The 24,714-nt window shown below is 69.8% G+C and carries 22 protein-coding genes and 1 pseudogene; 17 read left to right on the top strand and 6 right to left on the bottom strand.

The annotated features are described in order from the left end of the window. Positions 1-138 precede the first annotated feature (138 nt). From BN118_RS11735 to greB, 4 genes are all read left to right on the top strand, one after another. Positions 139-2,613 carry a DNA internalization-related competence protein ComEC/Rec2 gene (locus BN118_RS11735; RefSeq protein ID WP_041166187.1) on the top strand — a complete coding sequence of 825 codons (2,475 nt, stop codon included), beginning with the start codon at positions 139-141 and terminating at the stop codon, positions 2,611-2,613. Further along, entirely contained in the window at positions 2,613-3,581 is a 969-nt protein-coding gene (locus tag BN118_RS11730; RefSeq protein WP_019248398.1) for an alpha/beta fold hydrolase, read from the top strand. The genes BN118_RS11735 and BN118_RS11730 overlap by 1 nt, the downstream gene beginning before the upstream one ends. Positions 3,582-3,650: 69 nt before the next feature. Then, positions 3,651-4,496 (top strand): 3',5'-nucleoside bisphosphate phosphatase, encoded by an 846-nt coding sequence (locus BN118_RS11725; RefSeq protein ID WP_003816844.1) that lies wholly within the window; start codon positions 3,651-3,653, stop codon positions 4,494-4,496. 67 nt (positions 4,497-4,563) lie between these two features. Then, positions 4,564-5,118: a transcription elongation factor GreB gene (gene greB / locus BN118_RS11720; protein ID WP_003812405.1), complete on the top strand. Its 555-nt coding sequence runs from the start codon at positions 4,564-4,566 to the stop codon at positions 5,116-5,118. 46 nt (positions 5,119-5,164) lie between these two features. Here the strand turns inward: greB and BN118_RS11715 are convergent, their stop codons facing one another. From BN118_RS11715 to BN118_RS11700, 4 genes and pseudogenes are all read right to left on the bottom strand, one after another. Then, entirely contained in the window at positions 5,165-6,115 is a 951-nt protein-coding gene (locus BN118_RS11715) for an IS481-like element IS481 family transposase (protein WP_010930048.1), read from the bottom strand. A 98-nt stretch (positions 6,116-6,213) separates the two neighbouring features. Continuing rightward, a pseudogene (locus tag BN118_RS11710) lies at positions 6,214-6,600 on the bottom strand (TRAP transporter large permease subunit); the annotation flags it as partial. A 40-nt stretch (positions 6,601-6,640) separates the two neighbouring features. Continuing rightward, on the bottom strand, positions 6,641-7,141 hold the full coding sequence (locus BN118_RS11705) for a TRAP transporter small permease (RefSeq protein WP_014905872.1): 501 nt from the start codon (positions 7,139-7,141) through the stop codon (positions 6,641-6,643). A gap of 85 nt (positions 7,142-7,226) precedes the next feature. Next, a complete protein-coding gene (locus tag BN118_RS11700) occupies positions 7,227-8,201 on the bottom strand; it encodes a TRAP transporter substrate-binding protein (protein WP_010930890.1) in 975 nt (324 codons plus the stop codon). 114 nt (positions 8,202-8,315) lie between these two features. Between BN118_RS11700 and BN118_RS11695 the strand changes: the two genes are divergently transcribed. From BN118_RS11695 to BN118_RS11655, 9 genes are all read left to right on the top strand, one after another. Next, positions 8,316-10,847 carry an ABC transporter permease gene (locus tag BN118_RS11695; protein WP_003813269.1) on the top strand — a complete coding sequence of 844 codons (2,532 nt, stop codon included), beginning with the start codon at positions 8,316-8,318 and terminating at the stop codon, positions 10,845-10,847. Beyond that, positions 10,847-11,272, top strand: a complete 426-nt coding sequence (locus tag BN118_RS11690) for a group II truncated hemoglobin (RefSeq protein WP_003813267.1) — start codon at positions 10,847-10,849, stop codon at positions 11,270-11,272. The genes BN118_RS11695 and BN118_RS11690 overlap by 1 nt, the downstream gene beginning before the upstream one ends. Beyond that, entirely contained in the window at positions 11,262-11,996 is a 735-nt protein-coding gene (locus BN118_RS11685) for a 3-deoxy-D-manno-octulosonic acid kinase (protein WP_010930888.1), read from the top strand. Before BN118_RS11690 ends, BN118_RS11685 begins: the two co-directional genes overlap by 11 nt. A 131-nt stretch (positions 11,997-12,127) precedes the next feature. Then, a complete protein-coding gene (locus BN118_RS11680) occupies positions 12,128-13,231 on the top strand; it encodes a polyamine ABC transporter substrate-binding protein (RefSeq protein ID WP_014905871.1) in 1,104 nt (367 codons plus the stop codon). Positions 13,232-13,237: 6 nt separating this feature from the next. Beyond that, entirely contained in the window at positions 13,238-14,365 is a 1,128-nt protein-coding gene (locus BN118_RS11675; protein ID WP_003813260.1) for an ABC transporter ATP-binding protein, read from the top strand. Further along, complete coding sequence (locus tag BN118_RS11670; RefSeq protein WP_003813258.1) at positions 14,362-15,276, top strand: ABC transporter permease subunit; 915 nt, start codon at positions 14,362-14,364, stop codon at positions 15,274-15,276. The genes BN118_RS11675 and BN118_RS11670 overlap by 4 nt, the downstream gene beginning before the upstream one ends. Continuing rightward, positions 15,273-16,082, top strand: coding sequence for an ABC transporter permease subunit (locus tag BN118_RS11665; RefSeq protein ID WP_003813256.1), 810 nt, complete (start codon positions 15,273-15,275; stop codon positions 16,080-16,082). Before BN118_RS11670 ends, BN118_RS11665 begins: the two co-directional genes overlap by 4 nt. Then, the gene (locus BN118_RS11660) at positions 16,079-16,435 is read left to right on the top strand and encodes an arsenate reductase (RefSeq protein ID WP_003813253.1); all 357 of its coding nucleotides are present in this window, start codon (positions 16,079-16,081) and stop codon (positions 16,433-16,435) included. The genes BN118_RS11665 and BN118_RS11660 overlap by 4 nt, the downstream gene beginning before the upstream one ends. A 4-nt stretch (positions 16,436-16,439) precedes the next feature. Next, a complete protein-coding gene (locus tag BN118_RS11655; protein ID WP_003813251.1) occupies positions 16,440-17,156 on the top strand; it encodes a DNA-3-methyladenine glycosylase in 717 nt (238 codons plus the stop codon). Between the two features lie 7 nt (positions 17,157-17,163). Here the strand turns inward: BN118_RS11655 and BN118_RS11650 are convergent, their stop codons facing one another. Continuing rightward, complete coding sequence (locus tag BN118_RS11650; protein WP_010930885.1) at positions 17,164-17,823, bottom strand: PhoP regulatory network YrbL family protein; 660 nt, start codon at positions 17,821-17,823, stop codon at positions 17,164-17,166. A 125-nt stretch (positions 17,824-17,948) separates the two neighbouring features. On the opposite strand from BN118_RS11650, the gene rmuC reads away from it, so the two are divergent. The 4 genes from rmuC to phoU all read left to right on the top strand — a co-directional run bounded on the left by rmuC (position 17,949) and on the right by phoU (position 22,770). Further along, complete coding sequence (rmuC, locus tag BN118_RS11645; RefSeq protein ID WP_003813247.1) at positions 17,949-19,364, top strand: DNA recombination protein RmuC; 1,416 nt, start codon at positions 17,949-17,951, stop codon at positions 19,362-19,364. A 79-nt stretch (positions 19,365-19,443) separates the two neighbouring features. After that, on the top strand, positions 19,444-21,102 hold the full coding sequence (locus tag BN118_RS11640; RefSeq protein ID WP_014905870.1) for an isovaleryl-CoA dehydrogenase: 1,659 nt from the start codon (positions 19,444-19,446) through the stop codon (positions 21,100-21,102). A 53-nt stretch (positions 21,103-21,155) separates the two neighbouring features. Further along, on the top strand, positions 21,156-21,836 hold the full coding sequence (gene rpiA, locus BN118_RS11635) for a ribose-5-phosphate isomerase RpiA (protein WP_010930882.1): 681 nt from the start codon (positions 21,156-21,158) through the stop codon (positions 21,834-21,836). A 154-nt stretch (positions 21,837-21,990) separates the two neighbouring features. Beyond that, the gene (phoU, locus tag BN118_RS11630; RefSeq protein WP_003813242.1) at positions 21,991-22,770 is read left to right on the top strand and encodes a phosphate signaling complex protein PhoU; all 780 of its coding nucleotides are present in this window, start codon (positions 21,991-21,993) and stop codon (positions 22,768-22,770) included. Positions 22,771-22,783: 13 nt separating this feature from the next. On the opposite strand, the gene BN118_RS11625 is transcribed toward phoU, so the two are convergent. Further along, on the bottom strand, positions 22,784-24,664 hold the full coding sequence (locus BN118_RS11625; protein ID WP_010930880.1) for an alkaline phosphatase family protein: 1,881 nt from the start codon (positions 24,662-24,664) through the stop codon (positions 22,784-22,786). Positions 24,665-24,714 lie beyond the last annotated feature (50 nt).

Raw genomic sequence — 24,714 nt, 5'->3', positions numbered from 1 at the left:
CCTACTGTCTGGCGAGCAGGCGGGTAGCACGACGGCGTCATATCCGCCTGGCCGGTCCAGGGTCCTGTGGCGATTACCGATGGATCGCCGCGTTCACAGCGCATCCGCGGCGGCCCGGCGCGCGCCTATCGTGTCTCTTTGACGGCGATGGATGCGGCGATGGGGCGGGCGATGGGGTGGGCCTTCGTGGCCGGCACGGCCATGGTGCAGGGGCTGGCGACGCTGGACGGCGTCGTGGGAATCGCCTGCCTGGCGGCGCTGGGCGCGCTGGCGGCATGGCGGGCCGCGCGGCGGCCAGGCCGGTCATGGCGGGTCTGCCGCAAGCTGGTCTTGCCCGCGCTGGCCGCCAGCCTGGGCGTGGCGTCGGCCGCCGGACAGGCGCAGTGGCGGCTGGCCGATGCCGTCGACCCGGCACGCCACAATCGTGTGGCGCGGGTGGATGCGCGGGTGGCGCAGCTGGCGCAGGGCGATGCCGGGTCGCGGCGCTTCGTGGCGCGGCTGCCGGACGATCGGCCGGCAGGGCTGCCCGCGCGCCTGCTGGTCACGTGGCGGGCCCTGCCGGGCCAGGCGTTGCCCGAGGTCGTGCCCGGACAGCGCTGGCGCATGGCGCTGCGCGTGCGCCGCCCGCACGCCAGCCAGAATCCGCATGCCGCCGATACCGAGGCGCGCCTGCTGGCGCGCGGCGTGCGCGGGCTGGCCAGCGTGCGCGGCCGCCCGCTGCTGCTCGACGATGATCCCTGGGCCGACGCCGGCATCGCGATCGAGCGTGCGCGCCATCGCGTGCGCGCCGGCATGCGCCAGGCGCTGGCGGGGTTGCGCTACGCGCCGGTGCTGGTGGCGCTGGCCATCGGCGACCAGGCCGGCGTGGCGCGGGAGGACTGGCAGGTGTTCCAGCGCAGCGGCATCATGCATCTGGTATCGATCAGCGGCATGCATGTCACCGCGGTCGCGGCGCTGGGAGGCTGGTTGGCGGGCTGGCTGTGGCGGCGCGCGTGTTGGCGCGGCGTCCCGCTGGCCGAGCGCGCGCCGGCGCAGCGGGTGGCCGTGCTCGCCGCGCTCGGCCCCGCGCTGGCATATTGCCTGCTGGCGGGTTGGAGCGTGCCGACGCGGCGCGCTTTTTTCATGCTGGCCGCGGTGGCGGCGGCGGTCGCGCTGCGCTGGCCGGCAACGCCCTCGCGCCTGCTGACGCTGGCTGCCGTCGCGGTGGCCGTGCTCGATCCATGGGCGCCGCTGGCGCCGGGCTTCTGGCTGTCGTTCGGCGCCGTGGCGGTGCTGGTCGGGACAGGGGCGGGCGCGCGGCCGCGCGGCATGCGGGCCCGCCTGCGCGCCGCGCTGCTGGGCTTCGGGCGCACGCAGATGGCGGTGACGCTGGCCTTGACCCCTTTGCTGGCCTTCCTGGTGCGCCAGGTGTCGCTGGGGTCGCCGCTTGCCAATGCTCTGGCGATTCCGGTGGTGAGCCTGGCGGTCACGCCGCTGGCCTTGCTGTGCGGGACGCTGTCGGCGCTGCCGGGCGGGCAGGGGCCGGCCTGGCTGGCCGGCGCCGCGGGCCACGGGTTGTTCGCGCTGCTGATGGCACCGGTGGACTGGATAGGGCGTGCCGAGTGGTCCGGCCTGGACGTGGCGGCGGCGCCCTGGCCCTGGCTGGCCTTGGCGCTGGCCGGGGCGGCATGGGCCCTGCAGGCGCCGGGCTGGCCGGCGCGCCATTGCGGCTGGCTGTGCATGCTGCCGCTGCTGGTGTGGCGCCCCGAGCGGCCGCCGCCCGGCTACTGGACCCTGACCGCGCTGGATGTGGGCCAGGGCGGCGCCGTGGTGCTGGAAACCGCGCGCCATGTGCTGCTGTTCGATACCGGGCCGCGACACGGCGACGCCTCGGACGCCGGCGAGCGCGTGATTGCCCCGTTCCTGTGGGCGCGCGGCTACCGCCATATCGATACCCTGGTGGTGTCGCATGCCGACCTGGACCATACCGGCGGGTTGCGCAGCGTGCTGGCGGCCTTGCCGGTGGGGCAGGCCTACGCGTCCTTCGATCTGGCGGCGTGGCTGGCGCGCCAGGCGCGGGTGCGGCCGGACGGCTGGCGCGCCGCACCGCGCATGCCGCCGGCGACGCGCGGGTGCGAGGCGGGCGTGCAATGGCGCGTCGACGGCGTCCGCTTGCGCTTCGTGTATCCGCCGTCGCTTGCCGCGCCCTTGCCCTGGCGCAGCAGCAATGCGCGCAGTTGCGTGCTGCTGGTCGAAGGCGTCGGCCACCGCGCGCTGTTGACCGGCGACGTGGGGCTGGTCCAGGAGGCCGCGTTCGCGGCGGCGTTGCCGCCGGTGGACCTGGTGATGGCGCCGCATCACGGTTCGGCCATGTCGTCGGGGTCCTTGCTGACCGCCGCCACGCGGCCCGCGCACGCCATCGCGCAGGCCGGCTACCTGAACCGCTTCGGGCATCCGGCCGCGTCCGCGATCAATCGCTGGCGGCGGGCCGGCGCCGCCGTGTGGCGGACCGACCTGGACGGCGCGGTGCGGGCCGATTCGACGCCGCGCGGATTGTTCGCCAGCGGGCAGCGCCAGGTCGCGCGGCGCTATTGGCGCGACAGCCGCGCCGGTCCCGATGCGCCGCTGCGATAATGGGGCATCGCCGGCCGTCCGGGCCGCGGCGCGGAGACATCATGCAGGAACCTCGTCTGGATTTCGTTACGTGCGCCAGCCCCACTGGCTTTCATCGCATGGCCTATTGGGAATGGGGCGACCCGCTCAATGATCGCGTGCTGGTCTGCGTGCATGGACTGACCCGCACCGGCCGCGACTTCGACCATCTGGCGCGGCGGCTGGCCGGCCAGTGGCGGGTGGTGTGCCCGGACGTGGCCGGACGCGGCAAGTCCGACTGGCTGTCCAACCCCGCGCTGTACGCGGTGCCGCAGTATGTATCCGACATGGCGACGCTGATCGCGCGCGTGTGGCCCGCGACGCTGGCCTGGGTGGGCACCTCGATGGGCGGCCTGATCGGCCTGGGCCTGGCCGGCGCGGCCACCATGATGCGCCTGGCGCGCGCCATGCGCCCGCGCCCGGACGGCCTGCCGGCGCAGGCCGACGACCTGCGCCTGCACAGGCTGGTGCTCAACGACGTGGGGCCGCGCCTGAACGTCGAGGTCTTGCAGCGCATTGCCGGCAATGTGGCGGCGCAGGACAGCTATTCGACCTTCGAAGCGGCCGTGGCGGCCATGCGGCAGATCAGCACCACGTTCGGCCCGCATACCGATGCGCAATGGGACGAGCTGGCACGCCACATCTATGTGCGGCAGGGCGGCGGCTGGGTCAGGCACTTCGACCCCGCGCTGGCCGTGCCGCTGGGCGCGCAAGTGGCGCAGGCCTTCGAGGCGGGCGAGCGCATTCTCTGGCAAGCGTACGACAGCCTGGATTGTCCGGTGCTGATCGTGCGCGGCCAGGACTCGGACCTGCTGTCGGCGGCGACGGCGGGCGAAATGCTGGCGCGCAATCCGCGCGCGCGCCTGCACGAGGTGCCCGGCGTGGGGCACGCGCCCACGCTGATGACGCCCGAGCAGATCGAACCGATCGCCCGGTTCCTGCAGGAATAGCCTGGCGGGGGACGGAGCGCGGCGAAGCCGCGCTACCCGAGGTCTTGCAGGACCTCTACAATAGGTCGTATGAACATTGCCGCGCCCAACGTCGATCTGCATTGCCACTCCACCGTGTCCGACGGCAGCATGCCGCCGGCCGCGGTGGCGCGGCGCGCGCACGCCAATGGCGTGGACGTCTGGGCGCTGACCGATCACGACGAGATCGGCGGCGTGGCCGAGGCCGCGCAGGCCGCCGCCGCATTGGGCATGCGTTTCGTCGCCGGCGTCGAGATTTCGGTGACCTGGGCGGGCCTGACGGTGCACATCGTGGGCTTGCGGGTGGATCCGGCCAACGAGGCGCTGGTGCAAGGCTTGCGCGATACGCGCGCCGGCCGCGCCGCGCGCGCGGTGCAGATCGGCGAGCGGCTGGCGGGGCTGGGCATGCCGGGCGCCTACGAGGGCGCGCTGCCGTTCGCGGGCAACCCCGAACTGATCAGCCGCACGCACTTCGCGCGCTTCCTGGTCGAGGCCGGCTATTGCCCCGATGTGCAGACGGTGTTCAACAAATACCTGGGCGACGATTGCCCGGGCCATGTGCCGATGCAATGGGCCAGCCTGGCCGAGGCCGTGGGCTGGATCCGCGGCGCGGGCGGTTGCGCCGTCATCGCGCATCCGGGACGCTACAAGTACAGCCCCATGCAGTTCGACGCGTTGTACGACGAGTTCCTGCAACTGGGCGGCACGGGTATCGAGGTCGTGACCGGCAGCCATACCTCCGAAGAGGCGCGCCGGTATGCCGAGGTGGCGCGCCGCCACGGTTTCCTGGCTTCGCGCGGCTCGGACTTCCACAGTCCCACCGAAAGCAGGGTGGACCTGGGCCGCTTGCCGCCGCTGCCGCCCGATCTCAAGCCGGTCTGGCACGACTGGTTCTGAACCGCGCCTTTCGCGCCGGGCCGTTGGCGCCCCGGCTGCCCTTGAATCCCTATGCAGCAGGCAAGGCATGAACAAAGCATTTGTCAAAGAATCCGACCGCGACGACGAGGACGACCTGCCCGAGGCGCAGGCGCTGCCGGCCGGCACGCGCAACTACATGACGCCGCAAGGCTACGCGCGCTTGCGCGATGAGCTGTCGCACCTGATGAACGTCGAGCGTCCTTCCGTCGTGCAGGTGGTGTCGTGGGCGGCGTCCAACGGCGACCGCTCCGAGAATGGCGATTACCTGTACGGCAAGAAGCGCCTGCGCGAAATCGACCGGCGCATGCGCTTCCTGACCAAGCGCCTGGATATCGCCGAAGTGGTGGATCCCGCCGCGCAGCCCAACCGCGATCAGGTTTTCTTCGGCGCCACCGTGCTCTACATGGACCGCGCCGGCGAAGAGCGCACCGTGACCATCGTGGGCGTGGACGAGGCCGAGCCGCTGGCCGGCAAGATCAGCTGGATTTCGCCCGTGGCGCGCGCGCTGACCAAGGCGCACGAAGGCGATACCGTGACCCTGCGCACGCCGGGCGGTGTCGAAGAACTGGAGATCCTGGAGGTGCGCTACCCGGACGCGTAGCGGGCGGAGGGTGAGTGCCCATGGAGACGGATGCCGTCTTGGCGGGCTAGCTGTGAACTGTCAATAGGTTGTATTCGTCCAGGTTGAGTCTGGAGATGGGTACAGCGCGCCCGATGCCTTGGTGGGGTCGATGCCAGTTGTAGTGGTGTAGCCAGGATTTCATGGCATCGGCTCGGTGTTGGGAGTTCTGGTAGGTGTGAGCGTAAGCCCACTCACGCAAGGCCGACTGGATGAAGCGTTCGGCCTTGCCATTGGTCTGTGGGCGGTAAGGTCGGGTAAAGCGGTGCTTGATGCCCAGCTCATGGCACAGCGCGGCGAAGGCGCGGCTGCGAAAGGCCGAGCCATTGTCGGTGAGCAAGCGCTGGATGGTCACGCCCAGGCGCTGGTAGTAGGCCACTGCGTCCTTGAGGAACTGGACGGCGCTGGGGAAGCGCTCGTCGGGGTGGATGTCGGTGAAGGCCACGCGGGCGTGGTCATCGATGGCCACGAAGACGAAGTCCCAGCCGGCCCCCTCAACGGTATCGCGTCGGTTGCCCGTGACCCGGTGGCCAGGGCGCTGGATACGTCCCAGCTTCTTGATGTCGATGTGCAGCAGATCGCCGGGGGCCTGATGCTCGTAGCGCACCACCGGCTCGGCCGGCTCCAGGTCGGCCAGGTGCGACAGACCGGCGCGGGCCAGGACGCGGCTGACGGTGCTGGCTGACACGCCCAGCGCCTGGGCGATGCGCGCTTGGGTCAGCCGCTTGCGGCGCAGCTCCACGATAGCCAGCGCCTTGGCCGGCGCAATCGCTCGGGGCGAGACCGTCGGGCGCGAGGACGCATCGGCCAAGCCCGCCTGGCCCTGAGCCAGGAAGCGGCCCAGCCATTTGCGCACAGTCGGCGCGGTGACCCCATAGGCGCGGGCCGCTTCAGACACACAAACTTGATGGGCGATCAATTGCTGGACCATTTCGAGTCGACGTAGGAAGGTCAATCGGGCATGCTTATGGGTGTTCATCCGGCCGGGCTCCTTGAGTGAACTGGGGGGTTGGCGATTTCCAGTTTCTCAAATCCGGTTCGGATGAACCATGCATACAACCTATTGAATCTTCACAGGTAGCCGTGGCGGACCATGGCCGGAATCAGGATCGCGCCCACCGCGAAGGTGGTCGCCACGCTGGAGCCGGCCACCGCCGCGAAGATCATGCAGGTCAGCACGCAGGTGCACGCCAGGCCGCCCTGTATGCCGCCCACCAGGCTCTTGGCGAATTCGACCATGCGCTCGGAGATCCCGCCGGCCTCCATCAGGTTGCCGGCCAGGATGAAGAAGGGAATGGCCACCAGCGGGTATTTGTCCAGGGCCGCGTAGATCTGCTGCGCCACCACCAGCCAGGGCAGGCCGCCCACCGACACGCCGGTCAGGGCCGCGATGCCGATCGCCACCGCGACCGGCACCGACAGCCCGAAGAAAATCAACATCGAGAGAATCATCAACTGCGACATGATGGATAGCCCAGGTTGCTCGAAGGGATGGGAACGGGCCTCAGCCCTGCGCGTCGTTGCGCACCGGTACGTCGTCCTGCTCGCCGGCCAGCCAGCGCGCCAGCACGGCGATGACCGCCAGCGTGGCGCCGACCGGTATCGCCAGATAGATCCACGAAATGGAAATGTCCAGGCTGGGCACGTTCTGGAAGCGCACGCGCCAGGTCATCTGGCCGCCGATCCAGGCGATGAACGCCAGGAAGGCGATGCAGGTCAGGGCAATGGCGTGCTCGAGCAGGCGGCGCGCGGCGCCTTGCAGGGTGTTGCGCAGCAGCTCCACGCTGATCATGGCGCCGTGCCGGAAAGCCAGCGCCACGCCCAGCAGCACGGTCCAGATCAGCTGCGCGCGCGTGGCGACTTCGCTCCAGTCCGCGGGGGAATGCAGGATGAAACGGGCAATGACTTGGTAGAACGCGGCGCAGGCGGCGGCAATCAGCAGGATCTGGGCAATTGCCGAAACCAGTCGGAACAGCGCGCGCTCGGCGGTGCAAAGCAGTCGCATGATGGTTTCCGGGGTGGGAGGACGGCCGCGGGGCGGGCCGCCGGGCGCCGCGCCGGCCGAGGGAGGCCGGGCGGCGCGGACAGGCTTACTTGGTGTCGCGAATGGACTGGATAAGCTGTTTGTCGAACTTCTTGTAGTACTCGGCGTAGGCCGGCTCGACCGCGGCGGCGAACGCGGCGCGATCGACCTCGCTGACCTCCATGCCTTCCTTCTTCAATTGCTCCACGCCGGTCTGCTCGATGTTGTCGACGTAGGCGCGCATGGCCTGCGCCGAGTCCTTGCCGGCCGCCTTGAAGCTGGCTTTTTCGGCGTCCGACAGGCCGTTGTAGACGTTGGCGGACATCAGCACCAGGGCCGGGCCATATACATGGCCGGTCAGCGACAGGTACTTCTGCAGCTGCGACAGCTTGGCCGAGGTGATGACCGAGAGCGGGTTCTCCTGGCCGTCGATGATACCCTGCTGCAAGGCGGTGGCGACTTCGGGCCAGGCCATCGGCGTGGGCAGGATCCCGATCTGGCGGAATGCCGTGATGTGGATGGGGTTCTCGGTGGTGCGGATCTTCAGGCCCTTGGCGTCGGCCGGCGTCTTGACCGGGCGCACGTTGTTGGTCAGGTGGCGAAAGCCCTGTTCGCCCCAGGCCAGGGCGATGATGCCCCGGTCGGGGAACTTCGCCAGCATATCCTGGCCTATCTTGCTGTCGAGCACCGCGCGGGCGTGCGGCAGGTCGCGCAGCAGGAACGGGATGTCGAACACGCCGGTCTCGGGCACGAAATTGAGCGTGGCGCCGGTCGAGACGATGGCCAGGTCTATGGTGCCGATCTGCAGGCCCTCGATAACCTCACGTTCGCCGCCCAGGGCGCTGTTGGCGAATTGCTGTACCTTGTACTTGCCGCCCGAGGCGCCTTCGATGGATTTGGCGAAAGCCTCGGCCCCCGCGCCGTAATGCGACGAGGTCGACAGGGCATAGGCCATTTTCAGGGTGGTCTGGGCCGCGGCGGGCAGGGAGGCGGCAACGGTGCAGGCGGCCAGCGTCGCGGCCGCAAGCCAGGACTTGCGCATAGTGTCTTCTCCGTTTCGTTAATTAATATTGTTGCTTGACAGTCGCGCCGGACTGCCCCTCGCGCATGATAGCGGGATTCCCTGACAACTCTCCTACTTGGTTACGATTGCCCGATGATGGATTTCCCTGATGCCCGCAGCCCCGCCCGCCAGGGCTGGTTGCCGACCCTGCGCCTGGGTTTGCGCATGATGATGCGCGACGCGCGCGCCGGCGAGCTGCGCCTGCTGGTGCTGGCGCTGGTGGTGGCGGTGGCCGCCGTCACCAGCGTGGGCTTCCTGGCCGACCGGGTCGGCCGGGCGCTGGAGCGCGATGCGGGCCAGATGCTGGGCGCCGACCTGGTGCTGGAGGCCGATGAGCCGGTGCCGGCCGAGTTCGCGCAGCGGGCGCGCCAGGCGGGGCTGTCGGTTTCCAGTACCTTGCAGTTCCCGTCCATGGCCAGCGCCAACGGCAATGCCCAGCTGGCCTCCCTGAAGGCCGTCGAGCCGGGCTATCCGCTGCGCGGCAGCCTGCGGGTGGCCGAGGCGCCCTTTGCCCAGGACGCGCCCACCCGCGATGTGCCGGCGCTGGGCGCCGTCTGGGTCGACGCCCAGCTGCTGACGCTGCTGGGCGTGCAGGTGGGCGACACGCTGGGCCTGGGCGATGCCCGGCTGCGCATCGAGCGCGTCATCACCTACGAGCCCGATCGCGGCATGCAGTTCGTCAATGTGGCGCCGCGCGTCATGCTGCGCACCGCCGACCTGCCCGCCACCGGACTGGTGGCGCCGGGCAGCCGCATCGGCTATGCCCTGCTGGCGGCCGGGCAGCCCGACGCCGTGGCCGCCTACGGGCAATGGCTGGGCCAGCATCTGCAGCGTGGCCAGAAACTGGCCACGCTCGAGTCGGGCCGGCCGGAGGTGCGGCGCACCCTGGACCGGGCGCAGCGCTTCCTGGCGCTGGTGGCGCTGCTGGCGGTGCTGATTTCGGCGGTGGCCGTGGCGCTGGCGGCCGGCCGCTTCATGCAGCGGCATCGCGACGGCATCGCCGTCATGCGCTGCCTGGGCGCGGTGCAGGCGCAGGTGACGCGCATGCTGGTGCTGGAATTCGCGCTGGTGGGGCTGGCGGCCTCGGCCGTCGGCTGCTTGCTGGGCTATGCGGTGCATCAGGGGTTGGTGCTGGCGCTGGGCCAGCTGATCGACACCAGCCTGCCGGCGCCGTCGGCGATCCCGGCGGCCCAGGGCGTGCTGACCGGTCTGCTGATGCTGCTGGGTTTCGCGCTGCCGTCGCTGGCGCAGCTGCGCCACGTGCCGCCGGCCAGGGTGCTGCGGCGCGACGCCGATCGCCTGCGCGCGCGTGGCGCGGGCGGCTATGCCTTGGGGGCCGTCGGCCTGGGTTTGCTCATCTGGTGGTTTGCCGGCGACGCGCGCCTGGGCGCGGTGGTGGCCGGCGGTTTCCTGGGAGCCTTCGCCGTGTTCGCGCTGGTGGCCTGGCTGGCCGTGCAGGCGCTGGCGCGGCTGCGCCGCGCCGCGGCCGGCCTGCCGGCCTTGCGCTTTGCGCTGGCCGGCGTGGTGCGGCGCCGGGCGGCCACCATCACGCAGGTGTGCGCGCTGGCAATCGGCCTGATGGCCCTGTTGCTGCTGACCATGACGCGCACCGACCTGATCGCCGGCTGGCAGCGCACGTTGCCTCCCGACGCGCCCAACCGTTTCCTGATCAATGTGCAACCCGACCAGCGCGACGCCGTCATGCAGCGGCTGGCCGACGCCGGCCTGGGCCAGGTCCATCTGTGGCCGATGGTGCGCGGCCGCCTGGTCAGCGTCAACGGCCGGCCGGTCGGTCCGGACGATTTCGACGAGCCGCGCGCCAAGCGGCTGGTGGATCGCGAATTCAACCTGTCCTATGGCGATACGCTGCCCGAGTCGAACCGGGTGGAGCAGGGGCGCTGGCTGCGCCCCGACGCGGCCGAGGTGTCGCTGGAGTCCGGGCTGGCCCGCTCGCTGAAGCTGGCGGTGGGCGACAAGCTGGGATTCGACATCGCCGGACAGCAGGTCGAGGTCGTGGTCAGCGGCACCCGCCGGGTCGACTGGGATTCGATGCGCGTGAACTTCTTCGCCATCCTCTCGCCGCAGGCGCTGGCCGACGCGCCGCAGAGCTGGATCACCTCGTTCCACCTGCCGCCCGCCAAGGCCGCCGTGCTGCGCGACCTGGTGCAGGCCTTTCCCAACCTGACCGTGTTCGACGTGGGGGCGATCCTCGGGCAATTGCAGACCGTGCTGGACGAAGTGGTCAAGGCCGTGCAGCTGTTGTTCTTGTTTACACTGGCGGCCGGCGTGCTGGTGCTGGCGGCCGCGCTGACGGCCACCCGCGACGAACGCGTGCGCGAGGCCGCGGTGCTGCGCGCGCTGGGCGCGACCCGCCGCCAACTGGCCCGCGCGCAGCGCCTGGAACTGCTGGCGGTGGGTGGCCTGGCGGGCCTGCTGGCCGCCGGCGGCGCCACCGCCGTGGCCTGGGTGCTGTCGACCCAGGTATTCGATTTCGCCATCAGCCTGCAGTGGTGGCCCTGGCTGGCCGGCGCACTGGCCGGCATGCTGGGGGCGTGGGCTGGCGGCGCCCTGGCTTTGCGGGGCGTGCTGCGCACGCCGCCGCTGGTTACTTTGCGAGAAGCGTAATGACGACGACCCGCGTCCAGCCGATTTCCGAGCCGCTGGACACCTCCAAGACCGTTTTCGACATGCTCGGCGGCGAGCCCGGCGTGCGCGAGCTGGTCGACCGGTTCTACGACCTGATGGACATGGAGTCCGACTTTAAGGCGCTGCGCGATGCCCATGGCCCCAGCCTGGAGCAGGCGCGCGACAAGCTGTTCTGGTTCCTGTGCGGCTACTTCGGCGGTCCGGACCACTATATCGAGCGCTTCGGCCATCCGCGCCTGCGCGCGCGGCACCTGCCGTTCTCGATCGGGGAGATCGAGCGCGACCAGTGGGTGGCGTGCATGGGCCGCGCCATGCAGGACCAGCAATTGCCCGCGGCCCTGGTCGATCGCCTGCTGCAGGCCTTCTACGGCACGGCCGACTGGATGCGCAACCGTGCCGGCTGATACCCGGGCGCGCACCGAACGCCTGGCCTGGCGCGAGGCGCCGGCCGGCGCCATGCTGTACGACGCGGCGCGTATCGAGGCGCCCGGGCCGGCGCTGTTCGATCCGTCCAGCTATGGCGCGGCCGCGCAGCCGGTGGCGGCGGGCGGCAGGCAGGCGGCGTGGTTCGTCGCCACGCCCGGCTGGCAGGGTGTGCTGCGCGGCTACCGGTGCGGCGGCCTGGCGGCGCGCGTCAGCCGCGATGCCTATGTGTGGCAAGGCGAGGCGCGTACCCGCGGCCTGCGCGAGTACCGCCTGCTGGCGCACATGCGCGAGCAGGGCCTGGCCGTGCCGGCGCCGCTGGCGGCCGGCTACTGGCGCTACGGCCTGACGTACCGGGCGGCGATCCTGGTCGAGCGCATCCCGGCGGCCCGGCCGCTGGCCAGCCTGCTCGACGAGCCCGCCTGGGAGGCGGTGGCGCGCGCCATCGCGGCCATGCACCGGGCGGGCGTCTGGCATGCCGACCTGAACGCCTTCAATATCCTGCTGGACCCGGGCGGGCTGGCATGGCTGATCGATTTCGACCGGGGCACGGCCGGCGGCGTGTCCGAGCGGGGGCGCCAGGGCAACCTGGCGCGCCTGCGCCGTTCCCTCGTCAAGGTCGGCGGCGAGCGGGGGCAGGACTTCTGGCAGAGGCTGGAGCCGGCCTACCGGGCCGCCTGGGCGCGCGGGACCGCAAGGGCATGAGCCGCCCGGCGTAGCGCGCGGGCGAAAACTGCTTGTTCAGGGCTGGATTTGCGACCAGCCCGCTCCTAAAAGGCTTTATGATTCCGCCTTTTGGCAATTCTCGAAAATCGCATCATGGCAGGGGGTTCGCGATGAAATTCTCGGCACGGTTGCGCTGCGTATTGGGCGGCGCAGTGCTGGCGGTGGCGATGTCGCCGGCAGTGGCGCAAGACAAGGTCGTCAACGTCTACAACTGGGCCGAATATACGGCGCCCGACACCATCCCCGGTTTCGAGAAGGAAACCGGCATCAAGGTGCGTTATGACGTCTATGACAACAACGATACCCTGCAGGCCAAACTGCTGACGGGCAAGTCGGGCTACGACGTGGTCGTGCCCTCGACCCACTATGCGTCGCGCCAGATCGAGGGCGGGCTGTACCAGAAGCTGGACAAGTCCAAGATCCCCAACTGGAAGAATCTCGACCCCGACGTCATGGCGCTGGTCGCCACCATCGACCCGGGCAACCAGTACGTGATCCCGTGGGGCTACGGCACCAACGGGCTGGGCTACAACGTCACCAAGGTCAGGCAGATCATGGGCGAGGGCGTGGACCTGGCCAATTGGGACATGCTGTTCAAGCCCGAGAACGCCGCCAAGCTGAAGGAGTGCGGCATCTCCATGCTGGACGAGGCCGCGCAGGTGTTCCCGGCGGTGCTCAAATACCTGGGCAAGGATCCCAACAGCGCCAACACGGACGACTACAAGGAAGCCCTGGCCCTGCTCAAGCAGATCCGGCCCTATATCCGTCAGTTCAGCTCGTCGGGCTATATCGACGAGCTGGCGGTGGGCGACCTGTGCATGGTCTACGGCTTTTCGGGCGACGTGATGATCGCGCGCCGCCGGGCCCAGGAGGCCAGGAAGCTGTACGAGATCAATTACTTCATCCCGAAGGGCGGCGCGCCCGCCTGGTTCGACGTGATGGCCATTCCCAAGGACGCCCCGCATCCCGAGGAGGCGCACGCCTTCATCAACTATATCGAGACGCCGCAGGTGCACGCGGCCATCACCAACACCATGTTCTATCCCAACGCCAACAAGGCGGCGCGCGAGTTCGTGGTCAAGGACGTGGCCGACAACCCGATGATCTACCCGCCCGCCGACATGTCCAAGACCCTGTACGTGATCAAGGCCCAGCCGCTGAACGTGCAGCGCCTGCAGACGCGCATGTGGGCCGAACTGAAGTCCGGACGCTGAGCCATCATGAGCGACATCCGCTATTCGGCGCAGCATTCTGCCGATCCGGACGAATTCGTCAAGGTCTCCGACGTCGTCAAGATTTTCGGCGACGTGGTGGCCGTGCAGTCGGTCAACCTGTCCGTACGGCGCAACGAGATCTTCGCGCTGCTGGGCAGCTCTGGCAGCGGCAAGTCGACGCTGCTGCGCATGCTGGCCGGCTTCGAGGACGCCACCTCGGGGCAGATCCTGCTCGACGGCGAGGACATCACCAATGTGCCGCCGTACCGCCGGCCGGTGAACATGATGTTCCAGTCGTACGCGCTGTTTCCGCACATGACGGTCGAGGCCAACGTGGCCTTCGGCCTGAAGCAGGAAGGGGTGGACCGCGCCGAGATCCATGACCGCGTGTTCGAGGCGCTGGACCTGGTCCAGATGGCCGGCTACGCGCGCCGCAAGCCGCACCAGCTGTCCGGCGGGCAGCAGCAGCGCGTGGCGCTGGCGCGCAGCCTGGTCAAGCGGCCCAAGCTGCTGTTGCTCGACGAGCCGATGTCGGCGCTGGACAAGCAGATCCGCCAGAAAACGCAGATCGAGCTGGTCAAGATCCTGCAGCAGGTCGGCGTGACCTGCATCATGGTGACGCACGACCAGGAAGAGGCCATGACCATGGCGCACCGCCTGGCCGTCATGACCGAAGGCCAGATCGTGCAGTGCGGCACCCCGCAGGACGTCTACGAGTTTCCGAATTCGCGTTTCGTGGCGGGCTTCATCGGCTCGACCAACCTGTTCTCGGGCACCATCGTGGTCGACGAGCCCGACCATGTCGCCATCGAGTCGGGCGAGCTGACCCGGCCGCTGTACGTCAGCCACGGCGTAAGCGAGCCGCTGGGCATGGAAGTGCACGTATCGATCCGGCCCGAGCGGCTGGTGGTCCTGCGCGAGCAGCCCGAGGCCGAGCACAACTGGGCGCATGGCATGGTCACCCACATGGCCTGGATGGGCAGCTACGGCCTCTACCAGATCCGCCTGGACTCGGGCAAGATCGTCGAGGCCAGCGTCCCCAGCCTGCAACTGGCGCGCCAGGACGCGCCCGGCATCGACGAGGAGGTCTTCGTCAGCTGGGATGCCGATAGCGCGACGGTGTTCTCGTCATGAGGCGGTTCGCCCTGCCGCGGCCATCGCGCCGCACGGTGGCCATCGTGCCGCCGTTCGCCTGGCTGGTGCTGTTCCTGCTGGTGCCGTTCCTGCTGGTGTTCAAGATCAGCTTCGCGGAGCTGCAGTTCGGCATTCCGCCGTACACGCCACTGGCCGAGTTCAAGGACGAGGCCGTGCAGCTCAGCCTGCACCTGCGCGGCTATGTCCTGCTGTTCACCGACAGCCTGTATGTCGCCACTTACCTCAATTCGGTCAAGATGGCGGCGATCACCACGCTGTGCTGCATTCTCATCGGCTATCCGATCGCCTACTACATCGCGCGTTCGGCGCCCGCGCTGCGCAATCTGCTGCTGCTGGCCGTGATCCTGCCGTTCTGGACCTCGCTGCTGCTGCGCGTCTACGCGTGGGTGGGCATCCTGCGCAACGACGGCCTGCTGAACAAGCTGCTGATGAGCCTGGGCCTGATTTCCAGTCCGCTGGAAATATACCGTACCGACCTGGCCGTCTACATCGGCCTGGTCTATGCCTACCTGCCGTTCTTCATCCTGCCGCTGTACGCCAACCTGGTGAAGATGGACCTGCGCCTGCTCGAAGCCGCCTACGACCTGGGCGCGCGGCCGTGGCAGGCGTTCTGGCGCATCACCGTGCCATTGTCGCGGCCGGGCGTGATCGCCGGCGCCATGCTGGTGTTCATCCCGTCGGTGGGCGAGTACGTCATCCCGGAAATGCTGGGCGGCGCCGACACCCTGATGATGGGGCGTGTCATGTGGAACGAGTTCTTCAACAACACCGATTGGCCGATGGCCTCGGCCGTCACCTGCGTGATGGTGCTGTTGCTGTTGGTGCCGCTGGCCCTGTTCCAGTACAACCAGATCAAGCAGCAGGATTTCGCCGGCGGAGGCCGCCGATGAAGGGGCCCAACAAGTCGTTGCGGATGCTGGTGCTGGGCCTCGGGTACTTCTTCCTGTACGTGCCCATCATCAGCCTGATGGTTTTCTCGTTCAACGATTCGCCGGTGGTGACATCCTGGACCGGATTCTCGCTGCGCTGGTATGGCTCGCTGCTCGAGGACAGCGCCTTGCTGCGCGCCGCCTGGCTGTCGTTCAAGATCGCCGTCCTGACGGCCACCGCCGCCACCATCATCGGCACCTGGGCCGGCTACGTGCTGGGGCGCATGGGCCGCTTTCGCGGCTTCACGCTGTACGTGGGCATGCTCAGCGCGCCGCTGGTCATTCCCGAGGTCGTGCTGGGCATCTCGCTCTTGCTGATGTTCGTCGAGATGCGTGGCCACCTGGGCTGGCCGGAGCAGAACGGCGTGTTCACCATCTGGGTGGGCCACGTCACGCTGTGCATGGCGTTCGTGGCGGTCGTGGTCCAGTCGCGCATCCGCGACATGGACCGCTCGCTCGAAGAGGCCGCGCTCGATCTGGGCGCCACGCCCATCAAGGTATTTTTCGCGATCACGCTGCCGCTGATCGCCCCGGCGCTGGTGTCGGCCTGGCTGCTGGCATTCACGCTTTCGCTGGACGATGTGGTGATCGCGTCGTTCCTGTCGGGGCCGGGGTCGTCGACCCTGCCGATGGAGGTGTTCTCGCGCGTTCGCCTGGGGCTCAAGCCCGAGATCAACGCGCTGGCCACCCTGTTCATCCTGGCGGTCGGCACCTGCGTGATCATCGCCAACCGGTTGCAGTGGCGCAAGGAGGCCGATAACCGATGAAACAAGTCACCCTGTATGGTCTGAACAAGTGCAGCACCTGCGTGAAGGCGCGCGACTGGCTGGCGGCCCGCGGCGTGGCGCATGACTTTGTCGATTATCGCGACCATCCCGTGCCGGCGGCCACGCTCAAGCAATGGGCCGGCAAGGTGGGCGGCTGGGAAAAGCTGGTCAACCGCACGTCCATGACCTGGCGCGCGCTGTCCGACGAGCGCAAGGCGGCCCGCAGCGATGCCGAATGGACCGCGCTGATCGCCGAGTACCCGGCGCTGGTGCGCCGCCCCGTTACCGTGACGCCGGACGGCGAGGTGACCGTTGGTTTCTCGGAAAAGCGCTACGGCGAGCGCTTCGCCTGATCGTATGCCGGCCCCTGCGCGCACGGCCCGGCCGCAGCCGGGCCCGGCCCTGCCGGCCGCTTTCTTCAACCGCGACGCCCAGCAGCTCGCGCGCGACCTGCTGGGCAAGGTGGTGCGCCACCGCGTGGACGGCCTGTGGCTGTCGGCGCGCATCATCGAGACGGAAGCCTATTACCTGGCCGAGAAGGGCAGCCACGCCTCGCTCGGCTACACCCACAAGCGGCGCGCGTTGTTCATGGACGGGGGCGTGGTCTACATGTACTACGCGCGCGGCGGCGATTCGCTCAATTTCAGCGCGGCCGGCCCCGGTAATGCGGTGTTGATCAAATCGGGCCATCCCTGGGTCGACGAGGTGTCCGGGCCGCGCGCGCTGGCCTGCATGCAGCGGCTCAACCCGGATGCGCAGGGCCAGCCCCGGCCGCCGGCGCGCCTGTGCGCGGGCCAGACCCTGCTGTGCCGCGCGCTCGGGCTGAAAGTGCCGCAATGGGACGCCAAGGCCTTCGACCCGCGGCGGTTTTTCGTCGAGGACGTGGGCGTGCGGCTCGACCGCCTGGTCCGCACCACCCGGCTGGGCATCCCGGCCGGGCGCGACGAGCACCTGCCGTACCGCTACGTCGATCCGGCCTATGCGGCGTTCTGCACGCGCAATCCCTTGCGTCGCGGCCAGCAGGCCGGGCGCGATTTCGATTGGGTGGATCCCGACGGCGCGCTGTACGTGTAGCGCCGGCTCAGGGCGCCGGGGCGGGCATGCGGGCGCGCAGTTCCGCGTACTTGCGCATGATGCGCTTGCGGTTCAGGCGCCGGCTCCAGGCATAGGTGGGAATCAGCGGCAGCACGCCGAAGCCGTCGATCAGATACAGGCCTTCGCGGCCTTCGGCATTGCGGCCACAGGCGATATTGCTGGCCGAGATATCGTGGATCACGATGTGGGCGTCGGCCAGGTCTTCGAAGAACCGGTCCAGGCGCTGGGCCAGCGCCGTGTCGAATTCGCCGCGCTTGACCAGATCGCTGACCGTCGGCGCCATGTTGCCGGCCGCGTCGGTGATTTTCTCGGCCAGCAGGCCCAGGCCCAGCGAGGTCTGCGCCAGCCCCACGATGCGCGCCAGCGGCACCTGCCAGACACCCGAGGCGCTGGTCGAGGTGGTGACGTATTCGGTGATTTCGTTCAGGTAGACGCGGTAGGCGCTTTCCCGCTGGAATTGCTTGTACCAGCGCTTGAACGGGCGCGCCTCCAGATAGACGGCGCGCGCCTCCATGTCCATGACCTTGACCAACAGCGCGGGCTCGTGCGGGTGCTGGAACACGTACCGGTCGCCGCCCTGGGCCAGCAGCCGCGCCTGGCTCAGGTCCAGCGGGCCGAACATGGCGGCGTAGCCGCTGCCCGGCAAGGGCGCGTGATGGGTGTTGTGGTCTGCGGTGTTGTCGGGTCAGGGCACGATAAAAAAGGATCGGTATGACAGTCAGCGAGCAATGTTAGTCTTTTTTTGTATGCCCGGTGTGAGCCTGCGCCGGCTTGCTTAAGCAGTGTCCTGGCGTGAGCCGGCCCCTGTTCCTACAATCGTGGTTTGTGGAGATTGGCTTGGAATCTTATCTGCCTTGGATAACCGTGGCGGCCGCGGTGTTCGCGCTGCTGGCCTGCCTGCTGGCGCTGCGCGGGCGGGGCGGCGACGCGCGCCTGCAGGCGCTGCTCGATGGCCTGGAACGCGTGGACCGGGGGCTGCGCGCAGACCTGGCGGAGAGCCAGCGCGGGTTGCGCGCCGAGCTGGCCGAGTCGATGCGCGCGCTGCGCGCCGAGATGGCGCAAAGCCAGGAAGAGCTGCGCGCCACGCTGGGGCGCGACGCGCGCGCCGCCCGCGCCGAGCATGGCGAGTCGCTGGCGCGTTTCGCCAGCCAGTTCGGCGAGCGCCTGCAGGGCTTGGTCGAACTGAATGACCGCCGCATGCAGGACGTGCGCCAGGTGGTCGACCAGCGCCTGCAGGCCTTGCAGGCGGACAATGGCGCGCGGCTCGAGGAAATGCGCCGTACCGTGGACGAGAAGCTGCACGCGACGCTGGAGCAGCGCCTGGGCGAGTCGTTCCGGATGGTGTCGGACCGCCTGGAGGCCGTGCACAAGGGCCTGGGCGAGATGCAGACGCTGGCGGCCGGCGTGGGCGACCTGAAACGGGTGCTGACCAACGTGAAATCGCGCGGCACCTGGGGCGAGGTGCAGCTGGCGCGGCTCATGGAAGACGCCATGACGCCCGAGCAATACGCGCGCAACGTCAAGCCGGTGCCCGGCAGCGATGCGGTGGTGGAGTTCGCGATCCGACTGCCGGGCAAGGACGAGGGCGGCGGCCCGGTGTGGCTGCCCATCGACGCCAAGTTTCCCAAGGAAGAATACGAGCGCCTGATGGACGCCCAGGATGCGGCCGAGCAGGAGGCCGCCCGCGCCGCCGGCGCGGCGCTGGCCAAGGCCGTGGAGACGCAGGCGCGGCTCATCGCGTCCAAGTACGTGGCGCCGCCCCACACGACCGACTTCGCCATCATGTTCCTGCCCACCGAAGGCCTGTACGCGGAAGTGCTGCGCCGGCCCGGATTGCTGGACAAGCTGCACGGCCTGCGCGTGAACGTGGCCGGCCCCGCCAATCTGGCGGCCTTGCTCAACAGCCTGCAGATGGGTTTCCGCACCCTGGCGATCGAGCGCCGCTCGTCCGAGGTGTGGCAGGTGCTGCGCGCGGTCAAGACCGAGTTCGCCAAGTTCGGCGAATCGCTGGCCACGGTCAAGAAAACCCTGGACACCGCCAGCAACAGGATCGGCCAGACCGAGGTGCGCACGCGCGCCATGCTGCGCAACCTCAGGACGGTCGAGGCCCTGCCGGAGGCCGAGGCGGCCCGGCTGCTGGGCGACGAACCCGATACACTAGGGGCTGACCAGGGCTCCCCATCCTGAGGAGCAGGCGCGGGGGCGGAGAGCCCCCGGCGGGGCGGGCGGTCCGCCCAATTCTTTCGCCGCCAAGGCCGGAGGCGCCATGCAGCCGTTCCTTACGCACCAGGTGACCAACCAGGTCGCACCGCTGGAAGATTATTCGCTGTACGAGACCGATCCGGTGCTGCAGCAGGCCGTGCGGCGTGAGGGCGCCGCGGCCTTCGAGTCCGAGTTGCGCGAGCACGGCGCATGGCTGGGCCGGGCCCAGACGCTGGAGGCCGCCGCCGAGGCCAATCGCAATTCGCCGCGCCTGCTGGCCTATGACCCGACCGGCCACCGGCAGGACAAGGTCGCCTTTCACCCGGCCTGGAACGCGCTGATGACCGGCATCGTGGCGCGCGGGCTGCACAGCAGGGCCTGGGCGCAGCCCGTGCCGGGCGCGCACGTGGCGCGCGCGGCCGCCTACCTGATGCAAGGCCAGGTGGAGGCCGGCACCCTGTGTCCCACCACCATGACCCACGCCGCGGTGCCCTTGCTGGCGCGCGAGCCGGCCGGCGTCATCGACTACGGGCGCGACTGGCTCGACGTCCTGTATTCGCGCGAGTTCGACGCCAGCGACGCGCCCATCGGCCGCAAGCGCGGCGCCCTGATCGGCATGGGCCTGACCGAGAAGCAAGGCGGTTCGGACCTGCGCTCGGTGGCCACGCGCGCCGAGCCGGTCGGCGCGCCCGGGCGCGGCCAGGCCTACCTGCTGACCGGCCATAAATGGTTCCTGTCGGTGCCGCACGCCGATGCGCACCTGGTGCTGGCGCGTACCGACGAAGGGCTGGGTTGCTTCTTCGTGCCGCGCTGGGTGCCCGATGGGCCGCGCAATGCCGTGCGCCTGCGCCGCCTGAAGGACAAGCTGGGCAATCGCAGCAACGCCAGTGCCGAAGTGGAGTTCGAGCAGGCCTGGGGCGCCATGCTGGGCGAGCCGGGGCGCGGGACCGCGGTATTGCTGGAGATGGCCGCGACTACGCGGCTGGATTGCGTGCTGGGCAGCGCGGCGCTGTTGCGCCAGGCGGTGGCGCAGGCCCTGCATCACGCCGCGCAGCGCCAGGCTTTCGGGACTGCCCTGCTGGCGCAGCCATTGATGCGGGTGCTGCTGGCCGACCTGGCGCTGGAGAGCGAGGCGGCGACCGTGCTGGCGTTGCGGCTGGCGCGCGCCGTGGACGAGCGTGCCGACCCGGTCGCGCGCGCCTTGGTGCGCGTGGGTACGCCGGCGGCCAAGCTGTGGGTCTGCAAGCGCGCCATCGCCGCGCTGGGCGAATGCATGGAAGTGCTGGGCGGCAACGGCTACGTCGAGGAAGCGCCGCTGGCGCGGCTGTACCGCGAGGCGCCGGTCAATTCGATCTGGGAGGGCTCGGGCAATGTCATGGCGCTGGACGTGCTGCGCGGCCTGGCGCGCGAGGCCGAGGCGCTGCCGGGCCTGCGCGACGAGCTGGACCGCGCGCGCGGCGTGGTGCCCGCGTACGACCAGGCGCTGGACGACTGGCTGGCGCTGGTGGCGCAGCCGGACTCGGTCCCGCAGGCCCTGGCGCGCCGCGTGGCCGCCGGGCTGGCCACGCTCTGGCAGGCTGCCTTGCTGATTCGCCACGCGCCCACCCCGGTGGGCGCGGCCTTTGCCGCCACGCGCCTGCACGCGCCCGCGGGCATCGTCGGGGCCGCGCCGATCGATGATCCGGCCCCGATTCTGGCCCGCGCCTGGCCCGGTATCTGCTAAATTTCCGGCCTTCAAGGTTTCGCGCGCCTGCCGCGCTCATACTCGCAATCGCCATGCTTACTCAGCAAGAACTCAAGCAACAAGCCGCCGACGCAGCCCTCGAATTGGTCGAACAGGTAGCCGGGCCGGACGTGATCATCGGCGTGGGCACCGGCTCGACCGCCGATCTGTTCATCGATGGCCTGGCTTGCTTCAAGGGCAGGCTGCGCGGCACGGTGGCCAGTTCCGAGCGCAGCGCGGCGCGGCTGGCCGGCCACGGCCTGGCGGTGCTGGACCTCAACGATGTCCAGAGCATGCCGATCTACGTGGACGGCGCCGACGAGATCGATCCCAACCTGCACATGATCAAGGGCGGCGGCGGCGCGCTGACGCGCGAGAAGATCGTGGCCTCGGTGGCCCGGCGCTACATCTGCATCGCCGACGAGTCCAAGCTGGTCGAGCGGCTGGGCCGCTTTCCGCTGCCGGTGGAGGTCATTCCCATGGCGCGCAACGCCGTGGCGCGCGGCTTGAGCCGGCTGGGCGGCCAGCCGGCGCTGCGCGAAGGCTTCGTTACCGACAATGGCAACATCATCCTGGACGTGGCCGGCCTGTCGATCGCCGACGCGCCGGGGCTGGAGAAGACCATCAACGACATTCCGGGCGTGGTGACCTGCGGCCTGTTCGCCCTGGCCGGCGCCGATGTGGCGCTGCTGGCCACCCAGGACGGCATCCGCCGCCTGGAGCGCCGCGGCTGACCCGGCGCGCCTTCCCGGGGCCGGCTTGCCGGTCTTCCGGGGGGGATTCATAATCCTGTCATAGTCGGGTCATAACCTTGCGGGTCGGGCAGCCCTCTGCGCAACCGCGTTTTCAGGGGCACTACAGATGAGACCAACCACGCAGGGAGTCCGGATGACGGAGCACACCAACAAACAATTCGACGCAGACCTGCAGCACGTGCGGTCGCAGTTCCTCCAGATGGGCGGAATCGTCGAGGCCATGATCCACGAAGCGGTCGAAGCCATTCCGGCCGGCGACATGAGCATGGTCGAGAAGGTGCGCGAGCGCGAGAAAGAGGTCAACCGGCACGAAGTCGAGATCGACGAGCGCATCAGCCTGATCCTGGCGCGCCACCAGCCCACCGCGATCGACCTGCGCACCTTGCTGGCCGTCTCCAAGATGCTGACCGACATGGAGCGCTCGGGCGACGAGGCCGAGAAGATCGCCACCGCCGTGCGCCGCATGTACGAGAACGACCAGCGTCACATTCCCCTGATCGAACTGCGCCACATGGCCGTGAACGTGGGCAATATGCTGCGCCAGGCGCTGGACGCCTTCGCGCGCCTGGATCCGATCCTGGCCGCGCAGGTCGTGCGCAGCGACAAGGAAGTCGACAAGGAATGGAAGGCGGCGCTGCGCAACCTGATCACCTACATGATGGAAGACCCGCGCACCATTTCGCGCGCCATCGACATGATCTTCATCGCCCGCGCGCTCGAGCGCATCGGCGACCATGCCAAGAACATGGCCGAGCGGGTGATCTACATGGTCAAGGGCGCCGATGTGCGCCACACCGGGGTCAAGAACACCGAGCGCCTGGCGCGCGGCGAAGAAGCCATCGAGAAGGCCGACAAGGCCGAGAAAGCCGGCAACGCCGAAACGCCGGCGTCCACCCCGGAAGTCCCGCAGTAAGCCGCAGGGCGCGTCAGCCCAGGCGCGGGTCGGGCCGGCCCGGCCCCGCGGCGCGCATGCGGCCGGCCAGCCGCAACGACTGCCCCGCGGCGCTCGCCGTCAGGTCGTACCAGCCGCGGCTGGCCGGTTCATATGGCCAGGCGGCCTGCTCGCCCGGCGCCAGCCGCAGCAGCGCGGGCGCCTCGCCATAGGCCGATTCAATCCGCGCCTGCAGGGCTTGCGCACCCCGGTTTTCCAGCAACAGGGCGGGCGGCTGGTCGCGCCAGGCCGCCGCCAGCGGCGCGGCGGCCCCGTGGCGGCGGATGTGGCGATGGAATCCGTCCGGCCCCAGTATCCACAGGTCGCAGGCCAGGTCTGCGCCGGCATCCGGCCAGCTGTCTTCCCATTGCCGGCCCGGTTCGATGGTGTAGCGGCGCGGACCCTGCGCCAGCCGCAGGCAGTCGTACACGTGCAGCACCAGCGTGGCGTGGCCCGGGTTGGCCATGCGCACCCGCTGGCGGCCATCGGCCGCCCAGGCTTCGACATGGCACGCATAGGGCGAAGGCCGGCTGCGCGGTCCTGGCGCGCCCGCCTGGTCTTGCGCGCCGGTGAAATCGAAGGCGTGGCTCAGGTCGCCGCAGACGGCGCGCCGCCATGGGCTGATGTTGGGCTCGGCCACGCCAAAGCGCGACTCCAGCAGGCGGATGACCGAGGTATGGTCATAGACGCGCGCATCGAGCCAGCCGCCGCGGCTGAACGGCGAGACCACCAGCATGGGCACGCGCGGCCCCAGGCCATAGGCGCGCCCATGCAGCGCGCGCGGGTCGTCGGGGGTGCCGGCCGAAGGGCCGCCGCGCGCCTGGTGGTATTCGCCCGCGGTGTCCGCGGTGCTGCCGCCGCCCGCCGCGCCGGGCGGCGCGGGCGGCGGCATGTGGTCGAAAAAGCAGTCGTTCTCGTCGTAGGTGAGCAGCAGCGCGCAGCGTCGCCAGAGCGCCGGGGCGCGCGTCAGGATGTCGAGCACGCGGGCGCTGAAGGCGGCGCCCTGCGCCGGGCTGGACACTTCCGGGTGCTCGGAGTCCGCGGCGGGCGCGATGATCCACGCCACCTGCGGCAGGCGGCCATTGGCCGCGTCCTCGGCCAGCGCCGCCAGGGTGCGGGTGCTCAGGGCGCGCTCGCGCAGCGGCGCCCGGGCCGCGCCGCCGGCCAGTTCGGCGCGGTACTGCCGAAAGCCGGCCAGCGGATTGTCGTGGTAGTTGTCCGCCATGTCCTGGTAGATCGCCCAGTCCACGCCGGCGGCCTGCAGGCGTTCGGGGTAGGTCGTCCACGCGTAGCCTTCGTGCGCCGGTCCGGGCCGGTCATGGGTGTTGACCAGCGCCGGGCCGCCGGCCTGGCCGTGCGGATCGTTGGTGCCGGTCCACAGAAACAGGCGATTGGGGTTGGTGCCGGCGTGCATCGAACAGTGGTAGGCCTCGCACAGCGTGAAGGCGCGCGCCAGCGCGGTCTGCAGCGGCAGTTCCTCCGGGCGGTAGTAGCCCATTCCCAGCCGGCCCTTGGCCGCCAGCCACTGGTCCATGCGGCCGTCGTTCCAGGCGCGCTGGGCATCGTCCCAGGTGTGCGGCGTCAGGTGGCCCAGCGGCTGGCCGGGCGGCAGCGCGGGCGCCAGCGGATAGGGCGCCAGGCGCTGGCCGGCGTGCGCCTGGACGAACACGTCGCCGTCGGGCGTGGGCGCGCGGTGCGGGTCGGCCCGGCCGCGCGCGCCGGGCAGGGCGCCGTAGTAGTGGTCGAAGCCGCGGTTCTCCTGCATCAGGATGACGATGTGGTCGAGGTCGCGCAGCGTGCCGCTGCGGCGCTCGGGGGCTACGGCGGCGGCGCGCGCGACCAGGGCGGCGATGTCAGGATCGGTAGCGGCGGGCATCAATGAAAAACCGGCCTGCCGGCCGGTTGCGATGAGGCGAACGCGCGACG

Source organism: Bordetella pertussis 18323 (assembly GCF_000306945.1).
GTDB classification, from domain to species: domain Bacteria; phylum Pseudomonadota; class Gammaproteobacteria; order Burkholderiales; family Burkholderiaceae_B; genus Bordetella; species Bordetella pertussis.
This window is presented reverse-complemented; position numbering and strand designations above follow the sequence as displayed.

What these genes read in the sequence shown, in the direction of transcription:
- BN118_RS11730 (WP_019248398.1), top strand. Translation starts at nt 2,613, where the DNA reads ATGGGGCATCGCCGGCCGTCCGGGCCGCGGCGCGGAGACATCATGCAG.
- BN118_RS11725 (WP_003816844.1), top strand. Translation starts at nt 3,651, where the DNA reads ATGAACATTGCCGCGCCCAACGTCGATCTGCATTGCCACTCCACCGTG.
- greB (WP_003812405.1), top strand. Translation starts at nt 4,564, where the DNA reads ATGAACAAAGCATTTGTCAAAGAATCCGACCGCGACGACGAGGACGAC.
- BN118_RS11715 (WP_010930048.1), bottom strand. Translation starts at nt 6,115, where the DNA reads ATGAACACCCATAAGCATGCCCGATTGACCTTCCTACGTCGACTCGAA.
- BN118_RS11705 (WP_014905872.1), bottom strand. Translation starts at nt 7,141, where the DNA reads ATGCGACTGCTTTGCACCGCCGAGCGCGCGCTGTTCCGACTGGTTTCG.
- BN118_RS11700 (WP_010930890.1), bottom strand. Translation starts at nt 8,201, where the DNA reads ATGCGCAAGTCCTGGCTTGCGGCCGCGACGCTGGCCGCCTGCACCGTT.
- BN118_RS11695 (WP_003813269.1), top strand. Translation starts at nt 8,316, where the DNA reads ATGATGGATTTCCCTGATGCCCGCAGCCCCGCCCGCCAGGGCTGGTTG.
- BN118_RS11690 (WP_003813267.1), top strand. Translation starts at nt 10,847, where the DNA reads ATGACGACGACCCGCGTCCAGCCGATTTCCGAGCCGCTGGACACCTCC.
- BN118_RS11680 (WP_014905871.1), top strand. Translation starts at nt 12,128, where the DNA reads ATGAAATTCTCGGCACGGTTGCGCTGCGTATTGGGCGGCGCAGTGCTG.
- BN118_RS11675 (WP_003813260.1), top strand. Translation starts at nt 13,238, where the DNA reads ATGAGCGACATCCGCTATTCGGCGCAGCATTCTGCCGATCCGGACGAA.
- BN118_RS11670 (WP_003813258.1), top strand. Translation starts at nt 14,362, where the DNA reads ATGAGGCGGTTCGCCCTGCCGCGGCCATCGCGCCGCACGGTGGCCATC.
- BN118_RS11665 (WP_003813256.1), top strand. Translation starts at nt 15,273, where the DNA reads ATGAAGGGGCCCAACAAGTCGTTGCGGATGCTGGTGCTGGGCCTCGGG.
- BN118_RS11660 (WP_003813253.1), top strand. Translation starts at nt 16,079, where the DNA reads ATGAAACAAGTCACCCTGTATGGTCTGAACAAGTGCAGCACCTGCGTG.
- BN118_RS11655 (WP_003813251.1), top strand. Translation starts at nt 16,440, where the DNA reads ATGCCGGCCCCTGCGCGCACGGCCCGGCCGCAGCCGGGCCCGGCCCTG.
- BN118_RS11640 (WP_014905870.1), top strand. Translation starts at nt 19,444, where the DNA reads ATGCAGCCGTTCCTTACGCACCAGGTGACCAACCAGGTCGCACCGCTG.
- rpiA (WP_010930882.1), top strand. Translation starts at nt 21,156, where the DNA reads ATGCTTACTCAGCAAGAACTCAAGCAACAAGCCGCCGACGCAGCCCTC.
- phoU (WP_003813242.1), top strand. Translation starts at nt 21,991, where the DNA reads ATGACGGAGCACACCAACAAACAATTCGACGCAGACCTGCAGCACGTG.
- BN118_RS11625 (WP_010930880.1), bottom strand. Translation starts at nt 24,664, where the DNA reads ATGCCCGCCGCTACCGATCCTGACATCGCCGCCCTGGTCGCGCGCGCC.